Annotated in this window: 21 protein-coding genes; 12 read left to right on the top strand and 9 right to left on the bottom strand. The window is 67.3% G+C overall.

Annotated elements, in window-relative coordinates; all coding sequences use genetic code 11:
• Positions 1-457: 457 nt before the first annotated feature.
• Positions 458-889, top strand: coding sequence for a YebY family protein (locus ACZ6C6_RS33905; RefSeq protein WP_469208575.1), 432 nt, complete (start codon positions 458-460; stop codon positions 887-889).
• 375 nt (positions 890-1,264) lie between these two features.
• Here ACZ6C6_RS33905 and ACZ6C6_RS33900 read toward each other — a convergent pair whose 3' ends face one another.
• Both ACZ6C6_RS33900 and ACZ6C6_RS33895 read right to left on the bottom strand, forming a co-directional pair.
• Positions 1,265-2,488, bottom strand: coding sequence for a ParB/RepB/Spo0J family partition protein (locus ACZ6C6_RS33900; protein WP_469208573.1), 1,224 nt, complete (start codon positions 2,486-2,488; stop codon positions 1,265-1,267).
• Positions 2,485-3,636, bottom strand: coding sequence for a ParA family protein (locus ACZ6C6_RS33895; protein ID WP_469208571.1), 1,152 nt, complete (start codon positions 3,634-3,636; stop codon positions 2,485-2,487). Before ACZ6C6_RS33895 ends, ACZ6C6_RS33900 begins: the two co-directional genes overlap by 4 nt.
• Positions 3,637-3,891: 255 nt before the next feature.
• On the opposite strand from ACZ6C6_RS33895, the gene ku reads away from it, so the two are divergent.
• Positions 3,892-4,812, top strand: a complete 921-nt coding sequence (gene ku, locus ACZ6C6_RS33890; protein WP_469208569.1) for a non-homologous end joining protein Ku — start codon at positions 3,892-3,894, stop codon at positions 4,810-4,812.
• Between the two features lie 43 nt (positions 4,813-4,855).
• Here ku and ACZ6C6_RS33885 read toward each other — a convergent pair whose 3' ends face one another.
• From ACZ6C6_RS33885 to ACZ6C6_RS33875, 3 genes are all read right to left on the bottom strand, one after another.
• Positions 4,856-5,164, bottom strand: coding sequence for a DUF6233 domain-containing protein (locus ACZ6C6_RS33885; RefSeq protein ID WP_469208567.1), 309 nt, complete (start codon positions 5,162-5,164; stop codon positions 4,856-4,858).
• Between the two features lie 32 nt (positions 5,165-5,196).
• Positions 5,197-5,547 (bottom strand): hypothetical protein, encoded by a 351-nt coding sequence (locus ACZ6C6_RS33880; protein ID WP_469208565.1) that lies wholly within the window; start codon positions 5,545-5,547, stop codon positions 5,197-5,199.
• Between the two features lie 78 nt (positions 5,548-5,625).
• Entirely contained in the window at positions 5,626-6,171 is a 546-nt protein-coding gene (locus ACZ6C6_RS33875) for a hypothetical protein (RefSeq protein ID WP_469208563.1), read from the bottom strand.
• Between the two features lie 216 nt (positions 6,172-6,387).
• Here ACZ6C6_RS33875 and ACZ6C6_RS33870 point away from each other — a divergent pair, with 216 nt between their 5' ends.
• On the top strand, positions 6,388-6,987 hold the full coding sequence (locus ACZ6C6_RS33870) for a hypothetical protein (RefSeq protein ID WP_469208561.1): 600 nt from the start codon (positions 6,388-6,390) through the stop codon (positions 6,985-6,987).
• An 82-nt stretch (positions 6,988-7,069) separates the two neighbouring features.
• Here ACZ6C6_RS33870 and ACZ6C6_RS33865 read toward each other — a convergent pair whose 3' ends face one another.
• Together ACZ6C6_RS33865 and ACZ6C6_RS33860 are read right to left on the bottom strand one after the other, a co-directional pair.
• Entirely contained in the window at positions 7,070-7,801 is a 732-nt protein-coding gene (locus ACZ6C6_RS33865) for an HNH endonuclease family protein (protein ID WP_469208559.1), read from the bottom strand.
• Between the two features lie 252 nt (positions 7,802-8,053).
• On the bottom strand, positions 8,054-9,037 hold the full coding sequence (locus tag ACZ6C6_RS33860) for a hypothetical protein (protein WP_469208557.1): 984 nt from the start codon (positions 9,035-9,037) through the stop codon (positions 8,054-8,056).
• Between the two features lie 891 nt (positions 9,038-9,928).
• On the opposite strand from ACZ6C6_RS33860, the gene ACZ6C6_RS33855 reads away from it, so the two are divergent.
• The 8 genes from ACZ6C6_RS33855 to ACZ6C6_RS33820 all read left to right on the top strand — a co-directional run bounded on the left by ACZ6C6_RS33855 (position 9,929) and on the right by ACZ6C6_RS33820 (position 18,011).
• The gene (locus ACZ6C6_RS33855; protein WP_469208555.1) at positions 9,929-10,081 is read left to right on the top strand and encodes a hypothetical protein; all 153 of its coding nucleotides are present in this window, start codon (positions 9,929-9,931) and stop codon (positions 10,079-10,081) included.
• Positions 10,082-10,203: 122 nt separating this feature from the next.
• Positions 10,204-11,142 carry a helix-turn-helix domain-containing protein gene (locus ACZ6C6_RS33850; protein WP_469208553.1) on the top strand — a complete coding sequence of 313 codons (939 nt, stop codon included), beginning with the start codon at positions 10,204-10,206 and terminating at the stop codon, positions 11,140-11,142.
• Between the two features lie 16 nt (positions 11,143-11,158).
• Positions 11,159-11,602, top strand: coding sequence for a hypothetical protein (locus ACZ6C6_RS33845; protein ID WP_469208551.1), 444 nt, complete (start codon positions 11,159-11,161; stop codon positions 11,600-11,602).
• A 474-nt stretch (positions 11,603-12,076) separates the two neighbouring features.
• Complete coding sequence (locus tag ACZ6C6_RS33840; RefSeq protein WP_469208549.1) at positions 12,077-12,838, top strand: hypothetical protein; 762 nt, start codon at positions 12,077-12,079, stop codon at positions 12,836-12,838.
• Between the two features lie 224 nt (positions 12,839-13,062).
• Positions 13,063-14,967, top strand: a complete 1,905-nt coding sequence (mobF, locus tag ACZ6C6_RS33835; protein ID WP_469208547.1) for a MobF family relaxase — start codon at positions 13,063-13,065, stop codon at positions 14,965-14,967.
• A gap of 189 nt (positions 14,968-15,156) precedes the next feature.
• Entirely contained in the window at positions 15,157-15,615 is a 459-nt protein-coding gene (locus tag ACZ6C6_RS33830) for a hypothetical protein (protein WP_469208545.1), read from the top strand.
• A gap of 270 nt (positions 15,616-15,885) precedes the next feature.
• Complete coding sequence (locus ACZ6C6_RS33825; RefSeq protein ID WP_469208543.1) at positions 15,886-17,010, top strand: type IV toxin-antitoxin system AbiEi family antitoxin domain-containing protein; 1,125 nt, start codon at positions 15,886-15,888, stop codon at positions 17,008-17,010.
• An 80-nt stretch (positions 17,011-17,090) separates the two neighbouring features.
• Positions 17,091-18,011 (top strand): nucleotidyl transferase AbiEii/AbiGii toxin family protein, encoded by a 921-nt coding sequence (locus ACZ6C6_RS33820; protein ID WP_469208542.1) that lies wholly within the window; start codon positions 17,091-17,093, stop codon positions 18,009-18,011.
• A gap of 208 nt (positions 18,012-18,219) precedes the next feature.
• On the opposite strand, the gene ACZ6C6_RS33815 is transcribed toward ACZ6C6_RS33820, so the two are convergent.
• Positions 18,220-18,354 carry a hypothetical protein gene (locus ACZ6C6_RS33815; protein ID WP_469208540.1) on the bottom strand — a complete coding sequence of 45 codons (135 nt, stop codon included), beginning with the start codon at positions 18,352-18,354 and terminating at the stop codon, positions 18,220-18,222.
• A gap of 199 nt (positions 18,355-18,553) precedes the next feature.
• On the opposite strand from ACZ6C6_RS33815, the gene ACZ6C6_RS33810 reads away from it, so the two are divergent.
• On the top strand, positions 18,554-19,321 hold the full coding sequence (locus ACZ6C6_RS33810) for a helix-turn-helix domain-containing protein (protein ID WP_469208538.1): 768 nt from the start codon (positions 18,554-18,556) through the stop codon (positions 19,319-19,321).
• Between the two features lie 208 nt (positions 19,322-19,529).
• Here the strand turns inward: ACZ6C6_RS33810 and ACZ6C6_RS33805 are convergent.
• Positions 19,530-20,807, bottom strand: a 1,278-nt coding sequence (locus tag ACZ6C6_RS33805; RefSeq protein ID WP_469208536.1) for a helicase associated domain-containing protein, incomplete at its 5' end; no start/stop codon positions are given.

Here is a 20,807-nt window from a genome sequence, read left to right as displayed (position 1 = left end):
ACGCACGCGGACGTTCGCCCGTATGCTCCCGGGATGCGAATCTCGATCGGGATGGGACCCGTAAGGGTGTCGGGGCGTCTGGGTGGAAGCCGCAAGGAACGTAAGCCGGTTCTCAGCAGGCGACAGGACCAAGTCGGTCTCCCCATGTGGCTGCGCCGGATGCTGCGACTCGTCCCGAAGGATCCGGAGCGGAAGCCAGCGGCCCCTCTGGACCCGGCCGTGGTGGCCCCTATGACCTACACGGTCATAGTCACGCCCAGTCGGGACGGCTGGAACATCCGCATGGGAGGCGGCACCTTCCTGACGTGCAGGCACCTGGGAGAAGTCGAAGATATCGCCCGGGAACGGATCGTCTTTTCGCGGGTATGCCGTCGGAGCGCGTCCTCATCGAGGTGAAGAGGGCCTGACGTTGTCAGGCGGTGGGATTAGTGACAGGTCAAAGTTTGGATGGGGCCCGATGAGCGAGCGACGTCAGTACAGCCGTGATGAGTGGATAGGCGCAGGGGTGCTCATCGTGATTGTGATGGTGGTGGCAGCGTCGTGCTGGCCGAGCGGTCCGGACGGCGGCAGCAGCTCAGACACCACCGACAGCAGGGAGCTGCCCTCACGGCACCGAGACTCCGAACCGGAGGACCCGAGTGGAGGCCTGGCGGTCACGGCCTCGCGGTTCACGGAGTGGCCGTTCACGGTCAGTGCTGGCGTTCTGCGATGCGAGGCTGGGGCAGTCACGTTCGAGTCGCCAGGAGGCCCGCGCTACGCCGTGAACGGCACGGCCAAAGGGGCCGGATATCCGGAGATCACACCGATCTGGGCGGACGACGAGACGCTGGGCCACGGGCTGAAGGTCAACATCTCTGAGGTGTTGGACAAGGGCTTGAGCCTCTGCTGACCGTCATGCTGAGAAGCGGCTTCGACCCGGTTCGCTGAGACAGGACAACAGGTCAGTGCCCTGTCTCAGCGAACCCAGTCGACGGCAGGTGTCTGACCTGCGGCGACTAACTACGTTGAGATAGTCCCGCTGGGCTTGGGCCCGCAGCTCCGGGCCGCCTGCCTGCGGCGACTGGTTTCGGTGAGACGGATCGGCTCCGTCTCGGTTCGCTGAGACAGGACAGTCAGGGGCATTTCCTTGGGCACTGTGCCAGCCCGAACAACTTGTTGTCCGCGGACAACAACTGGTCAGAAGGCATCCGTAGGTAGCGCAGTACGGAGAACGAAGACCCGTCTCTCTGGAGAGCCGGGCCTTCGTCGTTTCGCGAGTCAAGTTCTACTCTGTGGCCACCTTGCCCAGGTTGCGGCGCTCCTCGACCATTCCGTTGAGGGTGTCCACCAAGATCAGGAACTGGGAGTCGTCCATCCGGTCGTAGAGGAACTGAGCTGCCTGAACGGCGTTGTCGTAGGGGAACCTGACGCCAGTGACGCGCTGTGGCGGCTCCGAGCGTAGGTGTTCCTCACGAGGCTCGGGGACGCTGTCCGACCTGGCAGTCACGGGCGGGGCAGGTGTCTGCCGTTCGCTCGTCCTGCTTGTGGTGTCCTTCTGGGACGTTGTGGCGGCGTCGTTGTTGTCCGTGGACAACAACGACGCGCCTGCGCCCGCGGCCTGCGTCGGCGCGGGTGCAGTTGCCGGGGCAGCCGAACCGTCCGAAGACGGTTTGTTGTCCGCGGACAACGTTTCCACCGGCCGGGCCTGAGCCAAGGCCTCACGGCCAGCGGCGAGCAGACGCTGCTCCTCCTGCTTTCGCTGTTCCGCCGTCTCCTTCGCGCTGGCGAGCTTGCCGAGGAGCTCCTCGGCACCCAGACCAGGGTTTTCCTTGAGGCACCGCGCCAATGCGCGACCGTCGCGCTCCGAGACCTCGCCAGCACTAAGCAGCACTTGAATCTTCACCGGCAGGGTCAACAACGCGAGCTGGTTGGTAACCCAAGACCGATCCTTGCCAAGGCGCTTGGCGGCACGACTGCGCGACCCACGCTCGCCGCCATCCTCGGCACAGACACTGACAAGCTGCTCCACACCCCGGGCACGCTCTATGACGTCGAAGTCCTCACGGTCGAGGTTTTCTGCGAGAAGGTGGTCGACGAAGTCCTCGCGGGTCGCAGCGAGGTCGTCCCGCACTACAAAGTCGAGCTTGTCCAGGCCGACATGGACGCCACTACGGAAGCGCCGCTCGCCATTGACTAGTACGTAGAGCGCGCTGCTTCCGATCTGGCTCTCGTGATCAGGCCAGAGCTTCAGGTAAGCAGTGCGAGTGACGGCGACACAGGCGGCGAGCTGCGCCTCCCGAAGCTCCTCACCGAAACGCGTCATCTCCTCAGCAGAACCGAAGTTCCGGCGGGGGTTGAGCGGCGTGGCAGCGACCTGATCAAGAGGGAGCCGGACCAGCTCGTACGTCGGGATTGCCCCCTCCGTCAGAGCCTTCGCCCGACCACGCTCGCTGCGGTTGCGTGTACGGCCGAACGACGAGCTCTCCCCCACCTTGTCCTTGATGCTCATCCCTGAATCCTCCGAGCGATCGAGCGCATAACGCTGGCCTGCTCGCAGTCTGGTTCGTAGGCGAGCAAGGGCTCCTTGCGGCGAACCGCCTCCCGCTGCTCCTTCAGCTCAGGGACGATGCCGAGTACGGGCTCGTTCATCTCCTGCCAGGATTCAAGAGAAGACGTCGCGATGTATCCATTGCGGGCGTCGTAGAGGTTGACGACGAACCCCAGCGTCTGGATCTCGATCTTCAGGTCCTCGCACAGGTCATCGATCTGGTCAGCGAGCATGTCGTACGCGTCACCGGACGTGTCCTCGGCCTGCACAGGGATCACGATCCCGGATTGGCCCGCTTCCTCACCCTCACGCGTGCGTCCGTAATAGAGCGCGGTGTCCATCGTGTAGCCAAGGCTCGGAGGACAATCGACGACGATGTAATCGAAGTCCTGCTCCAGCGCCTCAAGCACACGCTCGAGAGCGGTCTCCTTGATACGGACGGCGCGGGTCGTGGCGAGCTTGGCATCCAGCAAGAACGCGTCCTTGCACGCGGGCAGAAGCCAGAGACGATCCTCGAAATCGCCACCCTTTATGGGGACGAGCAGCGCTCCCAGATCACCATCGGCCTCGTCCAGCATGTGCTTCGCCAGGCTGGCTGACCCGATGTCGAGCATGGCGTAGCCGAGCTGCCGAGTCAGGTGACCTTGCGGGTCGAAGTCGATGAGCAGCGTCCGCTTGTTGGTCTCCGCCAGCGCCTGAGCCACACCGGCAGACACCGAGGTCTTGCCCACACCGCCCTTCTGGTTCCCGAACACAACACGTCGTGCGCCCGTGGTCCGCGGGGGAGTGGGACGGGGGGAGGGGTGGGTGTCCAGCCAGCAGCGGATCGCCTGGGCCACCCCCTGGTTGTAGGAGACCTTGCTGCTTTTGCTGGCTTCCTTCAACTTCGCGTACAGCCCGGCCGGCAGGTACGTGGAGAAGGAGGAGCCGTTGCTGGTGTCGACGATCGGATGGGACTTCAACTTCATCCACGCGGTGACCCCCTCGGTCACCGCGTCCTGGATGTCGACGCCCAACTCGGCCGCTCTCACCTTGAGCTCGCGGCGGAGAGGGGCGGGTAGCTTGGCAACTACCTTTTCTCGATCTTCTGGGCTGTACGGCGCAGTCATGGCGCTACCTTAGTAGCGCGATAGGGCTTGAAGGGAACTCTGTAGACGTGTCGCGTTGGTTGGACCTTCAGTTCGGCCCGGGCTTGCGGCATCGGCGACTGCCCAGCACATCAAACATTCGGGGGCAGCGCTGCCCAGCGTGCGAGGGGTGGCGAGTCGCGTAAGTATCGAAGTGGTTAGCGGACTGGTCTGCGTGCTCGCCGCGTTGATCAGCTGCGGATCAGTTCCAGATTGTCAGGGGGCCTGGAGGTGCGTATGCCGAGGCCGCTGTGGTCGGGGGCGATCAGCTTTGGGCTGGTCACGATCCCTACCAAGATCATCAGTGCGACGGAGGATCACTCGATCCACTTCCGCAGGGTGCACCTGGAGGACATGGGCCGGGTCCGTACGCGCAAGGTCTGCGAGCTCGACGAGAAGGAGTTGTCGCAGGAGGAGATCGGCAAGGGCTACGAGGTCTCCAAGGACCAAGTCGTCCCGGTGACCGACCGGGAGCTGCAGGAGATGCCGCTGCCCACCGCGAAGGCGATCGAGATCGTCGCGTTCGTCGAAGCCGACACCATCGACCCGGTACGGATCGGCGAGAGCTACTACCTCGGCGCGGACGGCCAGGTCGCTGCCAAGCCCTACACCCTCCTGCGCAAGGCCCTGGAGCGCTCCGACAAAGTCGCCATCGCCAAATGGGCGTGGCACGGCCGTGAGCGGCTGGGGCTCCTGCAGGTGAGGGAGGGCGCCATCGTGCTGCACGCGATGCACTGGCCCGACGAGGTCCGCAGCCCCGAATCCCTCGCGCCGAGACAGGTGGAGGTGGATGAGTCGGAGATCGAGCAGGCCGTCCAGCTCGCCGAGTCCATGACCACCGACGACATCGCCCAGTTCCGGGACCGCTACCGCGACGCCCTGGAAGAGCTCATCGAGGCCAAGTCCGAGGGCAAGGAGCGACCAGAGCCGGCCGAGGACGGGGAGGCGGGGGAGTCCGGCAAGGTCATGGACCTGATGGCCGCCCTGAACGCCTCCGTCACCGCGGCGAAGGAGAAGCGCGGCGAGAGCGGCGAGGACGCCACCGTCCACGAGATCCGGCCCCGCAAGAAGAGCCCCGCGAAGAAGCCGGCCGCCAAGAAGACGACGGCGAAGAAGACCACACCCTCGAAGTCCGCGAAGAAGCGCTCCGCATCCTGACGCTGACCGAAAGCGCCCCCCGGTACGGCGCCGGCCGACGGGGTCATACCGGCGGCAGCGCGTCCTCGGGGAGGCAGATCTGGCACGCCTCGATGTCCGGCTCGTCCAGGGCGACGGCCGCGTCGTCGGCGCTGATGTAGCCGAAGGGGCTCTTGTAGAGGCCACAGTTTCCGCGGTGCAGGAGCGCGCCTTCGTGCGAGCGCTGCGGCTGAATCTTGAACGTGACCTGCTCCCGCTCCCGCGCCGCCTTCCGCCGCTCCTGTTCCTCCGCGGCTTCGAGCTCGCGGACGCGCTGGTCGGCGCAGCGCAGCTGCCAGGCGAGGTACTCCCGCGTGGCACGCCACTTCTCCAACGCGGATATCGAGCCGGACCCGGACACGATGCTCAGCCCGCCTCGCCGGCGGGCTGTTCTTCGTGGGCGTGCTTGAGCGCCATCCGCGCCGCGACCACGCCCTCGCCGAGCTGCGCCCAGTACGGGTGCGTCGACACGGTCGCGCTCAGCTCCAGGAGCTCGGCCCGGTACGTGGCGACCTGCTCGCGCTGCTCGGGGGTGTAGCCGGGGCTGTCGGGCTTGGCGGAGCGGTAGCCGGACTGGGGCTGCGCGTCTGTTTCCCAGCCGGGGAGCGGCTCGGCCGACCACGGCAAGGTCTTGGCGTACTCGTCGTAGGCGGCACGGGTGCGGTGAAGAGCGAGCTGCGCGTCGCGCAGGTCCTGGGGGAAGTCGTACGTGGACACACTCGAATAGTACGACTGTTCGAATTCAGTTTGCGAGGGCACGCCGACCCGAGGCACACGCTCACCTGGATGGCCCCGTCAGAACGTCGGCTGGGGCCCCGCCGCCGGCGACCAGGAGCATCCGCTGCACCGCTCGTCCCGGCCATGCCCGGCCTCTCGTCGGTGCTGCTCCTTCAGCGCCCAGAACGCGTTCTCGTATGCCTGCCGTGCGCGGAGACACTCCTCCCGTTCCTCCTGGCTCAGGTGCGACCAGCACGCTCCCGGATCGTCCGCACCGTATCCCCGCGGCCACTCCGCCGCCTGCCGCTCGCACGCCCGGTTATCCCTTCGCCGGCGCAGGCAGGTCGGCTTCGTTCCTTCCAGCCGCCCGCCCCACGGCGGCGAGGCGTAGCGAACCCAGTCGGCGGGCAGTACCCGTACCCGCCCCGGGGCAGGCAGTGACGTGTCCAGGTGGACCCGCCCCGTGAAGGCCGACTGCTCGGGCACGTGCCGGAGCAGTGGTGGCCCGCTCGATGCCCAGGTCCGCGAGAGGAGGTCGGCGATCTGCAGGACGGCTGCCTCGTCGGCCGCGACGATGTCCACGTAGCCCGTGTGGTCTTCCATGTCCTGCCAGACGTCCGCCACCCGGCCACGGTTACGGTCCCGGACACGCAGTCACCCGCAAGAGACGAACGCTGGGCCCCACGTGCCTCGGCCCCGGACCCTCCGGTCCATGAGTCTGACGTCACCGGTTCGGGTGATTGGTACTCCTCGGCGGCCGGGCTCGGGCAGGGTCGAGACCAGGAAACGGAAAGCGCACCACGCCTACGAGTGTGGGTGGTGAGAGAAGAGGGTGGGGTCGTGGAGGAAACCGAGTTCGACTGGCACACCGAAGAGGAGTTCGGCGCCTCGCACCGGGGGCGTCCGGGCGCCGTGCTGCCGGATGGCACGGAGCCGAAGCCGGTGTTCTTCGACCTGGGCAGCGGCACACACTTCCACGAGACCAGCGACTGGTGGGTCTACGACGGCCACACCCGCAACGCCCCGCAGGCATCCGCGCTGCGCGGAGCGTGCTCCTGCGGATGGCGCGGCACGACCCTGCACCCCGTCGACTGGCAGCAGGTCGCCGCCGAGGGCCCGGAGTGGTACGACACCAGCGGGCCGCACGACGACTGGAAGCAGCACATGACGGACGTCGAGCACCGCAGCGTCCCCATCCCCGAGGACGTCACCGCTCTCCTCGACCAGCTGCGGGAGCGCCTGGACGTCCTGGCCGACGACGCACCCCTGGCCGCCCTCAGAATCGTCGCCACCCTGGAATCCACGATCACCGAGACGGGTGCGGTCGCCGCGCACACGGCCCGGGCCAACGACCAGTCCTGGGACAAGATCGCCACGGGTCTCGGGCTCACCGAGTCCGAGACCCGTACGCGTCTTCACCGCTACGCACGTCGCTTCTGAGCGGGCCCGGTGCGATGGGTTTCCGGAGCGGACCGCCCCGCGCCAGCGTGGGGGAGTGGCGGGGCGGCCTGCAGCTGTTCGGTTACGGGGCTGTCTTGTACTGGACGACGGAGTCGGTGCAGGGCTCGGCGTTCTTGAGGAGCGCCTTCTGCTCGGTTTCGTCGGCGGTCAGGCCCCAGCGCAGTTTCGTGGCGGTCCAGTCGACGAGGTAGGTGCAGGTGGCGGAGTCGGCGGGCGGCATCCACGCCGTCGGGTCTTTGTCGGCCTTGGAGCGGTTGGTCTTCGCGGTGACCGCGACCAGGGAGCGCTCGGCTGTCAGGTCGTTGGCGTAAGCCTGCCGGCGCTCGGGGGTCCAGTCGTAGGCGCCGCTGTCCCACGCCTCGGCGAGCGGCACCATGTGGTCGATGTCCAGCTTCCGCGCGTCGATGACCTCGACCTCGTCGTAATAGGACAGCCAACTGCCCCCGGTCAGGGCGCACCGCGCCCCCTGCGCCGGAGCCTTGACCGCCTCGGACAGCAAAACTTCCTGCCGGGTCGAGCAGCCGTCGCCATCCTCGTCGACCCAGTGCCGGAAGCTGTCCCGCTCGTACCCGGTGCGCTTCTCCGCAGCGACGGGAATCTTCTTGATCGCGTCCACCAGAGGAAGGCCAGCCTCGTCCGGCGCTCCGCCTGGCGCGCCGGAGGGGTTGGTGCTGCCCGGCTCGGTGGTGGCGGGCTTCGGGTCGTCGGCGTTCGTTGTTTCGGCGGTGCAGGCGGTCAAGACGGTAGTGGTGAGCAGAGCGGCGGACAGGAAGCCGAGGCGGCGCAGCGTCACGGGGCACTCCAGCAGGTCGGAGCTGATGGGCGACCATAATCCCAGCTCAGCTGATGTCCTGATGGCCCATCACTCGATTGAGTGGCCCGGGTGTGCACCGGGCATGACGGACCAGCACCGAGCGAATCCCTGACCGGCGCGCCTGTGAACAGCGTGGCACGTGGACCGGCGGGAACGCGGACTGAACGTGATCTTCGTAGTGGCTTTGGGGTCGCCCCGCGGGCCGGTTCGCTGGGTGTTCACCCGGGAGCGTCAGCCGTGGTCTTCCCACCCGCGTCGGCAGAACCGGGCTTCGCTGATGACGGTGTCGCCGGCTCTGGCGGGGCGGACGTACATGTTGAGGCCGTCCAGCCCGAGGTCGCCGCTGCAGCCATAGATCAGGCCTTGCTCCTGTTCCTCGGCATGCTGGAGCAGGGCTGCGTCGACGGCGGTGAGGGGCCGGCCAATCAAGCGGATGCCGGCGTGCTCGATCTGGGGTCCGGTGCGGCCGTGCACGGTGACGGCACCGAGGAGGGGGTAGATGCCGCGCCCGCCGCCGTAGTGCGCGGTGACACCGGTGGTGTCGAAGCGGTCCTCGTGCAGGATCCACTGGCCGTGCCCTTCCCACGGGTGCCCGAAGGGATACCGGCCGTGCCGGGCGGTCGGCTCTTCACCCAACGCGGCGGCCACCTCATCGGGGCTCATTCCGAAGTGGAGAGGGCCGACGCGCTCCAGCGGCGTCCAGTCCCAGCGCGGCCGGTCCCGTTCGGCCTTCACCGGCCAGGCACCGGCGTTCGGCGCTGCTTCACGGACGTCCCGCCAGTACATGACCGGTGCGCTCCCGTAAGGGTCGTCGGCCAGATCCGCGGCCACGAACAGGGCATCGCTGATCATCGAGTCCCGGCGCTCCAGGTACTTCTCGGGGCCGGACGACAAGCCGAGCTCGCCAGTGGCGCCCATGGACACGCCCCACGCCGCGACTTCCGGATCGCCGCTCCAGTTCACCCGCACCGAAGCCCCTTCCTGGTGTGCGAGGGCGTGGAGGTCTGAGCGGACCGCGGAGGGGGCCCGGGCGATCAGTTCCACATCCCGCAGACGTACCAACGGTCCCTCCATCGCGTCGACGGCCACGGCGACCAGACCGGAACCCTTCCTGAAGACCGCAGTCACACCCCAGCCGTGGTAACTGCCCCACCCGTCACCGCTGTCCAGCGCCTGCGAAACAGGGGCAATCGCCCCGTCCAGAGCTGCGGACACCTCGTCAGGGCGTCATGCCGAACTGCAACGGCCCCACCCCCACCAACGGCTCAAGCAGCCACTGCACCCGTTCTCCCGGCACACGCTTCCACCAGGCCATCCCGTCCCCGCCCCTCGCTTGAGCGCTCTCGGCACACCATGCCGATGATCTTGCCAATCACCCTAAGCAGGGCCTCTGACAACGACCTCCCCCTCTTCCGTTCTGCGAGGCGCGGCGGTCCTCGCTGCAGGGAATGCGGAGGGGGCGCAGCGTGCGGTGATAGGGGGTGCGCCGAACCGCGCTGGTGCGGGAGCGCTCTCTGGCGACTGGGAGAGGCAGGCATGTGCCGGTGGTAAGGGGCGTTCACCTGTTCGAGGGAACGTCAGGCTGGAGGCATCGGCTATTTGTTGACAAGTCGGGGGCTGTTTCCCGGCGGTGCGGAGGGGGAGTGCGGGCGTAGCGCGGGGTGGCGGTGGAGCGCGCGGGCGCACTTTATGAGTAGCGGTTTCGGTGGATTGGGGTGGATGCCCGGTTTGGGTGACATTTTTTGACCGGGCTGTTCCCTTTTCCGACCGGCTTCCTACTTGGTTCGGCGGTGGGGAAAGTGGCGGGTATCCATGCCCACGGCACTACGTTGTGGCACCGAACGGCTGCGCTTGGTAGTACTGTCCGATTCCCGGTTCTCGCCGGGCAGGCAAAGACCCCGGCTTCTGGTTGGTCGCCTCACCGGGGCCTTGCTTGCTCCTCAACGACTGCTCGACACCCTGAAGGAAGGAAACCCCTTCGTGTCCAACCGACGTCGATCCCGTCTCCCCGCCGATGCGTCAGCACCTGCGCGGAAACCGAGCCGTGAACGTATCATCCCTGCTCCGCGCATGGTTGAAACCCCGCGATGGGATGTCACTACTGTCATGGTCCGCGGAAGCCTGCCCACCGGCATGCTCTGCACCACCCTGCTCATGATCCCGGGCCTCGCCGCGCCCGGGGCGCTGCCCTTTCTGGCGCTCTTCCTGACGGCGTCTCACGGATCGTTCCTGGTCCGCCACCGGCTCAGCCGCCGCTGACCCGCTGATGCTGTGGGGCCAGGGCCCCGGCCCTCGCCCCACAGCATCCGTCCGGTTTCTCACCGCGCCAGCAAGACGGGCGGGCACAAATGCCCGCCCCCGCACCCCGAAAGAGGCCCCCAGTGTCCATCCGTTCGCACCCCGGCCCCCACCGGCCGCCCCGCAAGGGCCCCGCCACCGACCCGGACCGGGCTGCCCGTTGCACCGAGCGAGTCCGCGACATCGCTGAGGACGCGGTCACGGTCGCCGACGCGCTCCTGCACCGCGCTTTCGACCCCACCGCCACCGACGCTGAACTCCTTGGCCTCTTCGAAGCCCTGGCCGGACTCGCCAAGGAAGGAACCCAGGCCCTCGTCGTACGCCACCGCTCCCAAGGCAAACCGCTCAGCGACCTCACCCCCCACCTCCACCTCAGCGAGGACCGCATCCGCAAGAAGTACAACCCCCGCACCATCGACCGGAACCTCGCCATCCGCACCCGCCCCCTGCGCATCCCCCGGCCCGCCCCCACCACACCGACCGACGACACCCCCACCACGAAGGACCTGCTGCGCCAGCCCCGCCAGCGCCTGGCCCGCGCCCTGACCCTCATGAGCAAGGAAGCCCGCGTCCCCCAGCGCGCCCTCGCCCGGCACATGAACATCGACCCCTCTTACGTCTCCCGCATGCTCTCCGGCGAACGCGACGTCACCCTGCAGCACGTCACCGACATCGCCGACAGATGCCGCAGCGACCTCAACCTGCTCAAGCCCCTGTGGCACGCCGCCTACGGCATCGAACCCGCCACCGATCACGTCGACTTCCTGCGCGCCTACCTGCGCGCCCTGCACTACGCCGCCGGCGCCCCCAGCGACACCGAGATCCTCGCCTCGGTCCAGCACCCCCTGATCTCGGCCGACGTGCGCCAAGCCCTCGAAGGGCCCGGCGTTCCGCAGTGGCACGTCGTTCAGCACCTCACCGTTGCCCTTCAGGGCCTGCCCGAAATCACACGGCCGCTGTGGCGCGACGCCTACTCCACCGCCGAAACGCACACCACCATCCAGGCCGCCGCGTTCGGCTGACAACGAAGAGAAAGCCATGAGACCAGCCCCACCCGCCGTCCTCACCAACTCCTTCTACGCCTTCTACGACCTCCACCGCCCCGCCTACCGCGACTACGCCCAAGCCCGCCTCACCCCCGAGGAAGCACAGGTAGCCGTCTCCCACCTCTTCGACCTCATCGCCAGCCACTGGAGCTCCATCGTCCGCGAGCCCCACCCCGCCGCCTGGGCCTGGCAACGCCACACCCAGACCGTCGCCCGCCGAAGCGGACGGGCCCTGACCCCTATGGAGGAGACCCTGCTTCTCCACGAGGAGCTCCGGCTGAGCGTCGACAAGATCGCCACCGTGACCGGCACTGAGCCCGCAGCTGTCAGGACACACCTGGCCGCCGCACGCCGCCGACACAACCATTCTGGCCCGGACACCTCCGCGATTGGCGACACCCGCGAGGTCGCTTGGAGTTATGCATGCCCTTCGTAGCCAGCACGGGGCACCGCAGTCTTAGCCCTGAACACCGACCCTTTCGGCGGCAGTCCTGACCCGAGCGTCGGCGTGCGCCCCGCGACGGTCGTCGCGAGTATTCGCACGATTCACAGGTCGAGGTGAAGCGGCGGCATTTCGGCTCTGGTTATGGTCATAGGCGGGAGAGTGCGCGTGAGGGCTTTCCGTCGCGGTCGCTGGGACGGCCCGCCTGGTGGGCGCTGCGGTAAAGACTTGGTGATGGCCTCCCGCCCGGCGGGGAGGACCCAGGATCGGGCCTTTTCGCAGGTCAAAGCTGGTGCTCCATGGCCCGGTGATCAATGCTTCGGTGCTCCGTCCGGGTGGAGGGGGCGCGTTAACTCTTCTGCGAAGTGATGGTCGGTGACGGCCACTGCCCCGCGGGACGCCGCTCCGTCGTGCCGGGACCGGACAAACCCAGGCCGCATAGCCCCTGGCCGGGGCTAATCTCGCGTCATGACTCAGCTGCGTGACAACCCTGCCGCCCGCCTGCATGACCTGCTCATGGACCTGCACAGTGCGCATCCGACCCAGCAAAAACAGCAACAGCAGTCGTGGGCGGCTGTTTGCGCGCTCCTCGGCGTCGAGCCGGACTCCCCTGCTGGCCTCCAGGTAATAGCCGATGTCACCCGTCTCCTTGACGAAGTTATCGAAGCCGTCACGGAGCATGCTGACGACGAAGAAGAACGGGAGCACCTGCTTGAGAGCGTGCCAAGGCTGCGCGCAGCCATGCGAGAGCTCACTCTGAGGCACTCCCTTCAGGTCATGTTTGAAAAGTTCGCTCCCGGCGGGAATGTCCCTCTCAGCGGCGCCGTCCGCGATCTTGCTTCCTGTTCGCGTATGTTGCATCGCGCTAGCGCGTCTCCCGCACTCTCGGACAGTGAACTGGACCAGATTCAGACACTGATCACAGGGCTGATGGACCAAGTCATGGAGGCAAACGTTGACGCGGACATCCGACTTCTCTTGCTTGCCCACCTGCGCAAGATGCTGGAGGCCGTGCAACTCGTACGAGTCGGGGGACGCGCTGCGATTGAGAACGAGCTCGATGCTGTCCTTGGCGCAGTTGTGCGACGCCCCGAGGCTAGGGAAGGGCTTCGAGAAGCCGGGCTGCTGGACAAGCTCAGCACCTGGCTGAACGTATTGACTGGGATTCTGTCCGTTGGAACGGGCTCAACCGAACTTGCGGAGGCAGTCACTCGGGCGATCGAGACGTGAGTTGAGCAGGTTGCAAGACGCGCCCTCGAAAGCCGCGAAGAAGTGCTAAGCCCTTCTGGGACTCGGGCCGCGCAGCATTTACATGCCCTGGCTGGTGTCCGCCGGGCGGGCACGGCGTTGCTCCGGTTGCCCGCCCGGCGGGATCGGCGGTGAAATTCCGGTGAACTCTCCCGCCTCACGGGATCGCCCTTTTCCGCAGGTCAAAGCGGGTGTGTGCTCGGGTGATGCTGAGTGTCGCGAAGATCCAGAGGCGTAACGCGTGGCGGTACTACATACGCGGAGTCGCGGTCGGGGACGGCCACCGTCCGGTCGGCCAGTCACTGAAGGGCGCTCAGGAGGTGGCCGGGCTCCCGCCGGGGAGGTGGCTGGGGCGTGGTCTGCGCGGGCTGGGGCTCACCGAGGGCGGCGTGGTGTCCGGGCGTCAGCTGGAGCTGCTGTTCGGTGAGGGCCGGCACTCGGACGCGGACCGGATCGAGCGCGGCCTCCTGGACGACGGCGTCGACGCGGCCACGGCCCGTCGGCTGACGGTGCTGGGGCAGCCGATCGAGGAAACCGAGGCCCGCAAGCAGACTCCAGTGCTCGGCCTGGACTTCACCTTCCGGCCACAGGCGTCACTGGTTGTGCTGTGGGCGCTGGGCGACGCCACCGTGCGCCGGGTCATTGAGCGAGCCCACGAGCGGGCCGTCGATGCCGCGTTGCGCTGGCTGGAGGACGAGGTCGCCGAGACCCGGTGGGCATCAGGCCGTAGCCGCGCGAAAACACCCGCGCTCGTGGTCGCCGCCTTCCGGCACTTCGACAACCGCGACGGGCTGCCGCTCCTGCACGAGCACTGCCTCATCCTCAACCGCGTGCAACGCCCAGGCACCAACGGCGATCCGGCCTGGGGCGCCCTGGACACCTACCGCCTCCACCAGCACGTCGCGGCCGCAGGCACGCTCTACACCCTCACCATGACGACCGAGGTGTGCGAAACCCTGGGCCTGGCGACCGTGCCGCGCGACGTCACGCCGGGCCTGCGCCCGGTCATGGAGATCGCCGGAGTGCCCGAGGACCTCATCAACTGGTCGGCTTCCCGCCGCCGACGCATCGAGAACGCCCTGGAAGCGCTCACCGACCAGTACGTGAAGGACCACGGACACCTGCCCGGCGACCGCGGCCGCCACGGACTGGGCTGGTGGGCGGCGCAGGAGACCCGGCCCGCGAAGAAAAACCCGAAACCCCTCGCGCAGCTGCTCGCGTGGTGGCGCGCCTCCGCAATCCTCCGCTTCGGCAAGCAGCTCATCGACAGCCTCCTGAACAGGTGCCGGGCAGCCGGGGCGGCCATCCGAGCGCGGGTGGATCCTGCCGTGGACGTGGCGCTCGCCGCCATCGACGTCGCCGCGGTCGTCTTCACCGTCCGCGAGAAGTTCTCCCGGCGCCACATCCTGGCCGAAGCACGCCGGCACCTGCTGGAGACCCTGCGCGGCATCACGCCTCCCCGAGGCATGGATGACTCCATCACCGACCGGGCTTTGCTCCGCCACTCCCGGCGTCACACGGTCACGAAGCCCGGCCGTGGGGCGCCGGCACCGGACCGGATGACCTACACCGCCGACTTCCCCCTGCCGCACCGGTGGTGGATCGCCCCCGCCCAAGGCACACCGCCGCGGGAGTCCAGCCGCTACGAGCGCGCCCGCGTCGCCAGCCTCGCCGTGCAGAACGCGATCCGCGACGCCCGCATCCGAGCCGACACCGCCGCCACCGAGGCGACGACCTCGGCCGCCTGGGTACCCGCCGGTCACCGCGACATCGAGGGCGCGACGGCATCGGCTCCCCACGCCGTCGACCACCCCGGCCGGGATGCCGCCCTGACCCCGGCCCAGCGGGCCGCCGCCGTCCAGGCCCACCAGCAGGCCGCGATGCCCGAGGAAGACCTCGCAGGCCGCACGATCGATCCGGCCACGTGGCTGCGCACCCCGAAGAACCTGGACCGGCTCGCCGCCTACACGCAAGCCGCAAGCATTCGCCGCCGCGCCATCGAGGACCGGCCGAAGCCCGAGCAGCCGGCTGACGCGGTCAAGCCCACCGACCAGCAGCACCACCACGCGAACCGGCCCGACCAGGGCAGGGGAAAAAGCCGCAACCAGTGAGGAACGAAGCGGCCACCGGAGGGCCGTTCCGCCCGATGGACTCCACCCCGTGTGCAGGATGCCGGATCCCCGCCTCCGCCCGCCCGACCGGGCCGGCTGCACGAGCCCGGTGCCCGCCCCCATGCCGCTTCCCCGGCTGCCATACCCGTGATTCAGTAGAACAGGGCCGGTCACCAGTACGCTCACACCATGGATACGGATGACCTACGAGGAACGGTCATTGTGTACCTCTACGGCCCGACAGAGCAGTTCGCCAGCGCCCTCGCCAAGTTTGACGATCACGGGATTCCCGCCCGCAAGGAGTCCAACCGCAAGGCGTCCGATGGGCGTGACGCCCTGGCGGCCTATTTCCACGAAGGCACCGTGCGACCTTCACAAGAGTTCGTCCAGCAGTGCAAAAGGCGTGCCGGTGCGGCAGCCGACGGGACCGGCTTCACCGTGGACGAGGCCGGCGTGGAGCAAGGCAACGCGGCAACACGACAGATGATCCATAACCGGATCACCGGGCAGTGGCTCGGATGGATTGACACCGAGGAGCCGCTCCAGATCCGGGAAGAGCGCCTGGAGGAGTTGGCGCGCGTGTACGGCATCACCGTCAATGACATCGAGGTGCGCGAACCGGACTACATGACGCCACCGACTGAGTGATCTGAATCCAGAGTGAAGCGGGGCGGACCTTAGGATCGCGCACAGCGAAGTAACGGAGGCTTACTCCGCTTTCTGGTTCCCGATAAGACCGCTGCGGCCGCCCGCCTCGGGGTAGGGCAGACCTGGCACAGGGGCGGGGTTGGGGTCGACCATCCCCGGTCACATCCCGGCGTACATGTGCAGAGATTATTTCACCTTGACTCGCGCATATTGCAGAGATAGTTGCGCCTGGGAGTTACTATCACTGTCAAAGTGTGTAACCATCTCTGTATGGACCGCGCCGACCAGCTTGCTATGCTCTCGGGCCCTGCCGCCGATCAGTGGGGCCTGATCACCACGGCTCAGGCAAAGGTGCTCGGCCTGACCCCTGTGCAACTGCTGCGGCTGACCGCTGCGGGGCTGCTGGACAACGTCAGCCGCAGCGTCTATCTCCTGACTGCCAGCGGCAGACCACGCCACCTGGACATCAAGGCCGCCTGGCTGCGCCTACAGCCCACCGTATTTGTCTGGGACCGACAGGCCGGCCATCCTGACTCCGGCACCGTCTCCCACACCTCCGCGTGCCAACTGCACGAATTGGGTGACATCCCCGCCCCCGACGTAGAGATCACCGTGCCCCGCCGCCGGACGACCAACGAACCCTTCGTCCGGCTCCGCACCGCATCGCTGCGCCCAGAGGAAATCACTATCGTCGACGGGCTCCCCGCGACCACTGTCCCTCGCACTATCACCGACCTGCTACAAGCCAAGGCCGACGGTGGCCACATCGGCGGAGTCATCGCGGACGCCAACCGCCGCGATCTGATCTCCCTCGACGACCTTGCCCGGCAAGTGCAACCGTACGCCCGCAGGTACGGGCTGAAAGCCAGCGCTTCCGGACGCGACCTGATCAACCACCTTGTAGAACAGGCTGGCGAGAGCCTGCACCGTCAAGAGATCGCCCGCGCCAGCGAGGAAGGCTTCACCGCAGCTCTGCATCTGATGGCTCATAACCCGCACATGGTCGGTCTCACGGGAATTGGGCAGCCAGGTATGGATAAGCTGCTTCAGCAGATCAGCCGCACCATAACGCAGAATGCAGCTGCGTTGCGGCTTGACCCTGGTGTTCTGCGGGCGCTCGGCGAGGTGACGCAGAATGCAGCTGCGTTGCGGCTTGACCCTGGTGTTCTGCGGGCGCTCGGCGAGGTGACGCAGAATGCAGCTGCGTTGCGGCTTGACCCTAGTGTTCTGCGGGCGCTCGGCGAGGTGGTGGCGCCGTCTGCGCTTCCAATGGCCGTGGAGGGCCCAGCCGATTTCGCCGAGAACCAGCAACCATCGCGGCCCCCTGAAAGGGACGCCAGCTGGCAGAAAGACCACCCTGGCGACAGCTCTTCAGACGGGCAGACCAGCGGCTGACCTACTTATTTTGGGGTGGGGGGGGGGCACCCCGGGCGTAGAGTCGGCGGTCTTGAACCATCACGCCAGGGGGGCGATCCATGGGCAAGACCTACGCAAGTCCATCCGGTTTTCAGACGGCGTTGAAGCATGCCGCGAAGAACATGTCCAAGCAGACTGGTATGAGTCTCTCCGACCTCATGAAGATCTACTACTTCAACCGTCTCGCGGCCCGAGTCTTCACCAAGGACCGCGACGGCTGGCTCATCAAGGGCGGCCAGGCCCTGCTGGTCCGATACCGCGGCGCCGCCCGCCTCAGCAGTGACATCGACCTCCAAAGCGCTCACCCCGAGCTCACCGTCGAGGAAGCACGCCAGTTGGTGATCGACGCAGCCGGGATGGACCTGGGTGACTTCCTCCGCTACATGCCGACCAAGTTCGACGGCCACAGCGAGGAGGGCCGAGGCGGCGCGCAGCACTTCAAGGTCTTCTGCGGCACATCCGAAGTGACCAACATCAAGGTTGACCTGGTTGTCGGCCGGACGCTCTCCGGCACCCCCGAAGTCCGCACCCTAAAGTCCGCCGTCGACATCGAGTGGCCTGTCGACTGGCCCGACGTTCGCCTCTACCCCGTCATCGACCACATCGCCGACAAGATCTGCGCCATGTACGAGCGGCACGGCGACAATGCCCAGTTCGGCTCCAACCGTTACCGTGACCTGGCCGACCTACTCCTGATCAGCCAGCAGGAGACCGTCTCAGGACCGGACGTCGCTCAGGCTCTGCACCGTGAGGCCGAACGCCGACGGCAGAGCGGCACCCCCGTCGTGTTCCCAGTCGGCTTCGAGGCACCGGGCACCGACTGGCCCAGCGGCTACCCCAAACAGGCAGCCCTGGTCGTCGGCCTCCGCGGGTGCGGCACCTTCACCGAAGCGGCACAGGCCGCTGCAGCGTTTATCAACCCCCTGCTCGACAACACAGCCCAGGGGACTTGGGACCCGCACCACAGCGCCTGGAGGTAGGGCGCTGACAGCCCTACGAAGCCCGGACGAGAACCAGAGGTTCCCAAGACCGACTGCCGCGCGAGGCGCACCGGGTCACACTTAGATTCCGCGAGTCACACAGCAGGCCCCGCCCTCTCAGGCGGGGCCTGCCAATGTCCGCAGTCACGGTCCGGCCCGTTCAAGACTACGGCGAAGCGATACGCCGCTTTCTGCGCCATCGGGGTTGTTACTGCGGCTTCCGGTCCTTGGTGCTTCGGCTCCGGAGCCAGCGCGTGAGCGTGGTGCCGAGTGCGACCACGGCGGCAGAGGGGAGTTCGGCGAGCAGGCCATGGGCGATCTCCAGGTACAGGTCGTGCAGCATTGTGAGCGCCTCCAGAAGAGGAGAGGTGGACGGGTGCACACAGCTCAGCGGCAGCGGGACCTCAAGAGACGCAGAGTGAACTGCCCCGCAGAAGGTTGGTCTGTATTGGGTAAACCCCCTGCTCAGGGCAGGGCTGGCTCTTAGGATCAGCGCAACATTGGCGGATGTTGAGGGAGATGCTGTGGCAGACCCAGCGGCCGTGGCCACCAGCGATCAGCTGCTGGCGCAACTGCGGATGCTGCTTGAGCAGACCCGCATGGCGCCGGAGAAGCTGGGTGGCTTGGCAGGGGTCTCGGAGAACACCGTCCGGGCCATGGCGAAGGGCAGCGCCAGGTTTCCGCAGCAGAGCACGCTGGAATCCGTGGTGCGCGCCTGTGGCCAGGATGCGAAACCATGGATGGATGCTTGGCACCGGGCCAACGAAGCCCGTGTCCGGCCGGCGCGGACCAGCAGCGGAACACAGGACGTTCAGCTGCAGATCGACGAGCTCACTGATACCGTCCGGCAGCTGTCCGAGCAGGTTGCCACGCTGATCGAGCTGCAGACGCAACAGGACCAGGAGCAAGCACACCAGGTGCTCAGCAAGCGGGCCTACTACCGGTTCCTCCACGCGTTGCCGCGCGCTGAGTTCCAGCGCGTTCAGTGGCACCTCGACGCGCGGGGCACCTCGACATCTCCGGAACAGCCCTCGTATGACGAGGTCTCGATACTCGGGATGCTGGAGGAGCTCGGAGAGATGATCACGGATCAGGACCGCTTGCCGGAACTCCTCAACATCCTTAGCTGGGTCACCCCCGACCTTGCTGACAGCCGGGCGCCGTTCGAGGCTGGAGACACAGCTCCCAACCTTGTCAGCAAGGCGGACGTCGACCACCATCTCGCCAGAATTCGTGATTGCCTGCGCGGTTACTTCGCGGAGATCGGTGGCGAGGTGCCGCCGGCCGGAGGGCAGCCCATGCCGGCGTGACAGCCGCACTGGTTCTGGAGAAGCCGTGACCGTCAGGATGCAACACCCAGAACCAGCACGGCCAAGCTCCGCCGCGCGGCTCGCCAATGCTGCCTGCGGTGCCACCTCCCAAGATGTTCAAGGCGCTCACCTCACGTCATCCTGCGGTGAAGCCACCACGACAGGGTCCGTCGCAAAAGATCTCGCTCTTCTTTCTCGACCCGCACACCTACGCCGCCCACTCCAGCCCCAGGCCGGCGAGGGCGGCGAGCTGGTCCTCGCTGAGCCGGTCGCGCCTGCTCTTGTGGTTGCTGAGGAACACGCCCAGGCGTACCGACGTTCCGTCGGGTAGCTCTTCGATGTGCTGGCGTCCGACGGTGCTCTTGCCTTCGCGTGCGATGTATTGCCGGAGGGCTACTACACCGCGTTGGAAGGCTTCAGAGCTCTTCCCGACTCCGGTTGTCGCCGTGCCTCGGGCTGCGCCCCCACGGGCCCGTACAGCCGCCCGTGGCCGCACCCCCAGCTCCTCCAGCCTTCGTCGCTGCTCCGTGTTCAGCTGCGTCCAGTCCCGCGCCTGCCGTGCCACCCAGCGGCCGATGTCGTCGCCCCGGTACGTAACCCCGGGCTGCACGTCCTCCAGCCCACTCCCGGCCTCCAGGAGCGCGTGCAGCCCGACGTAGCAGCGTTGCCAGTCCACGGTCCACCCGAGCAGTCGCGGGTTCCAGTCCGGGTCGATCGCGGCGAGCTGCTCCGCGCGCCGTCGGGCGCGGTCGGTGTCCTTGCCGAGTCCGCCTGGCCGGCGGAGGTTGGTGAGCCATTGCCCGACGGGCCGGTCGAGGGCGGTGGCGTGCCGGGGCGCGGCCAGTGTCCCGGCTTCCGCGTAGTACGCGCGCGCGGCGGCGAGGTTTTCCTCGAAGGCGGCGTCGGCGGTGTCCCACACGATCCCGAGCTCTTCCAGCTCGTCGGCGCGTTCACCGTTCATGGTCCCGGCCCGGTAGGAGCGGCGCTGGTCGGACAGCCACCTCCCGAGCGGATACGTCCCCTCGGTGTGCTCGTAGGGCACGTCCAGGTCGCCCTCGCGCTCGAAGTACCGGCGGGCGGCGTCGTAGCCGCGCTGCCAGTCCTGGCGCTCGGTGCTGATGACGTTGAACCGCACCCACTTCGCGATCATGACCGGGTCCCTGGGGGCTGCGAACCGCAGCAGCGGCCGCGTGTCCTCCTGGCCCTCCTCCGGTTCCGGACCGATCGGAGGCGACGGATCAACAACCGCCTTCTGCTGCTCCTGGGGAATGGCCAGCAGCTCGATAGCACGTTCATCGTGCGCCCGAAGCCCCTCCAATACCTTTACCAAGGGCCGATACGAGTTGGAGGTGAGCATGTCTTCCGGCTTTTCACCCGGAGCGAGAAAGACAGGCACGATCAGCGTCGCCATTTTGCCCTCTCCCGGTTTTTGCCGCAGCGCCCGTCCGATGGCTTGGACGATGTCGACGGCTGATCCCTTGGGGTC

Source organism: Streptomyces sp. NPDC041814, assembly GCF_055590565.1.
Note: the sequence above shows the minus strand (reverse complement) of the source record. Positions and strands in the feature narration are given on the sequence as shown.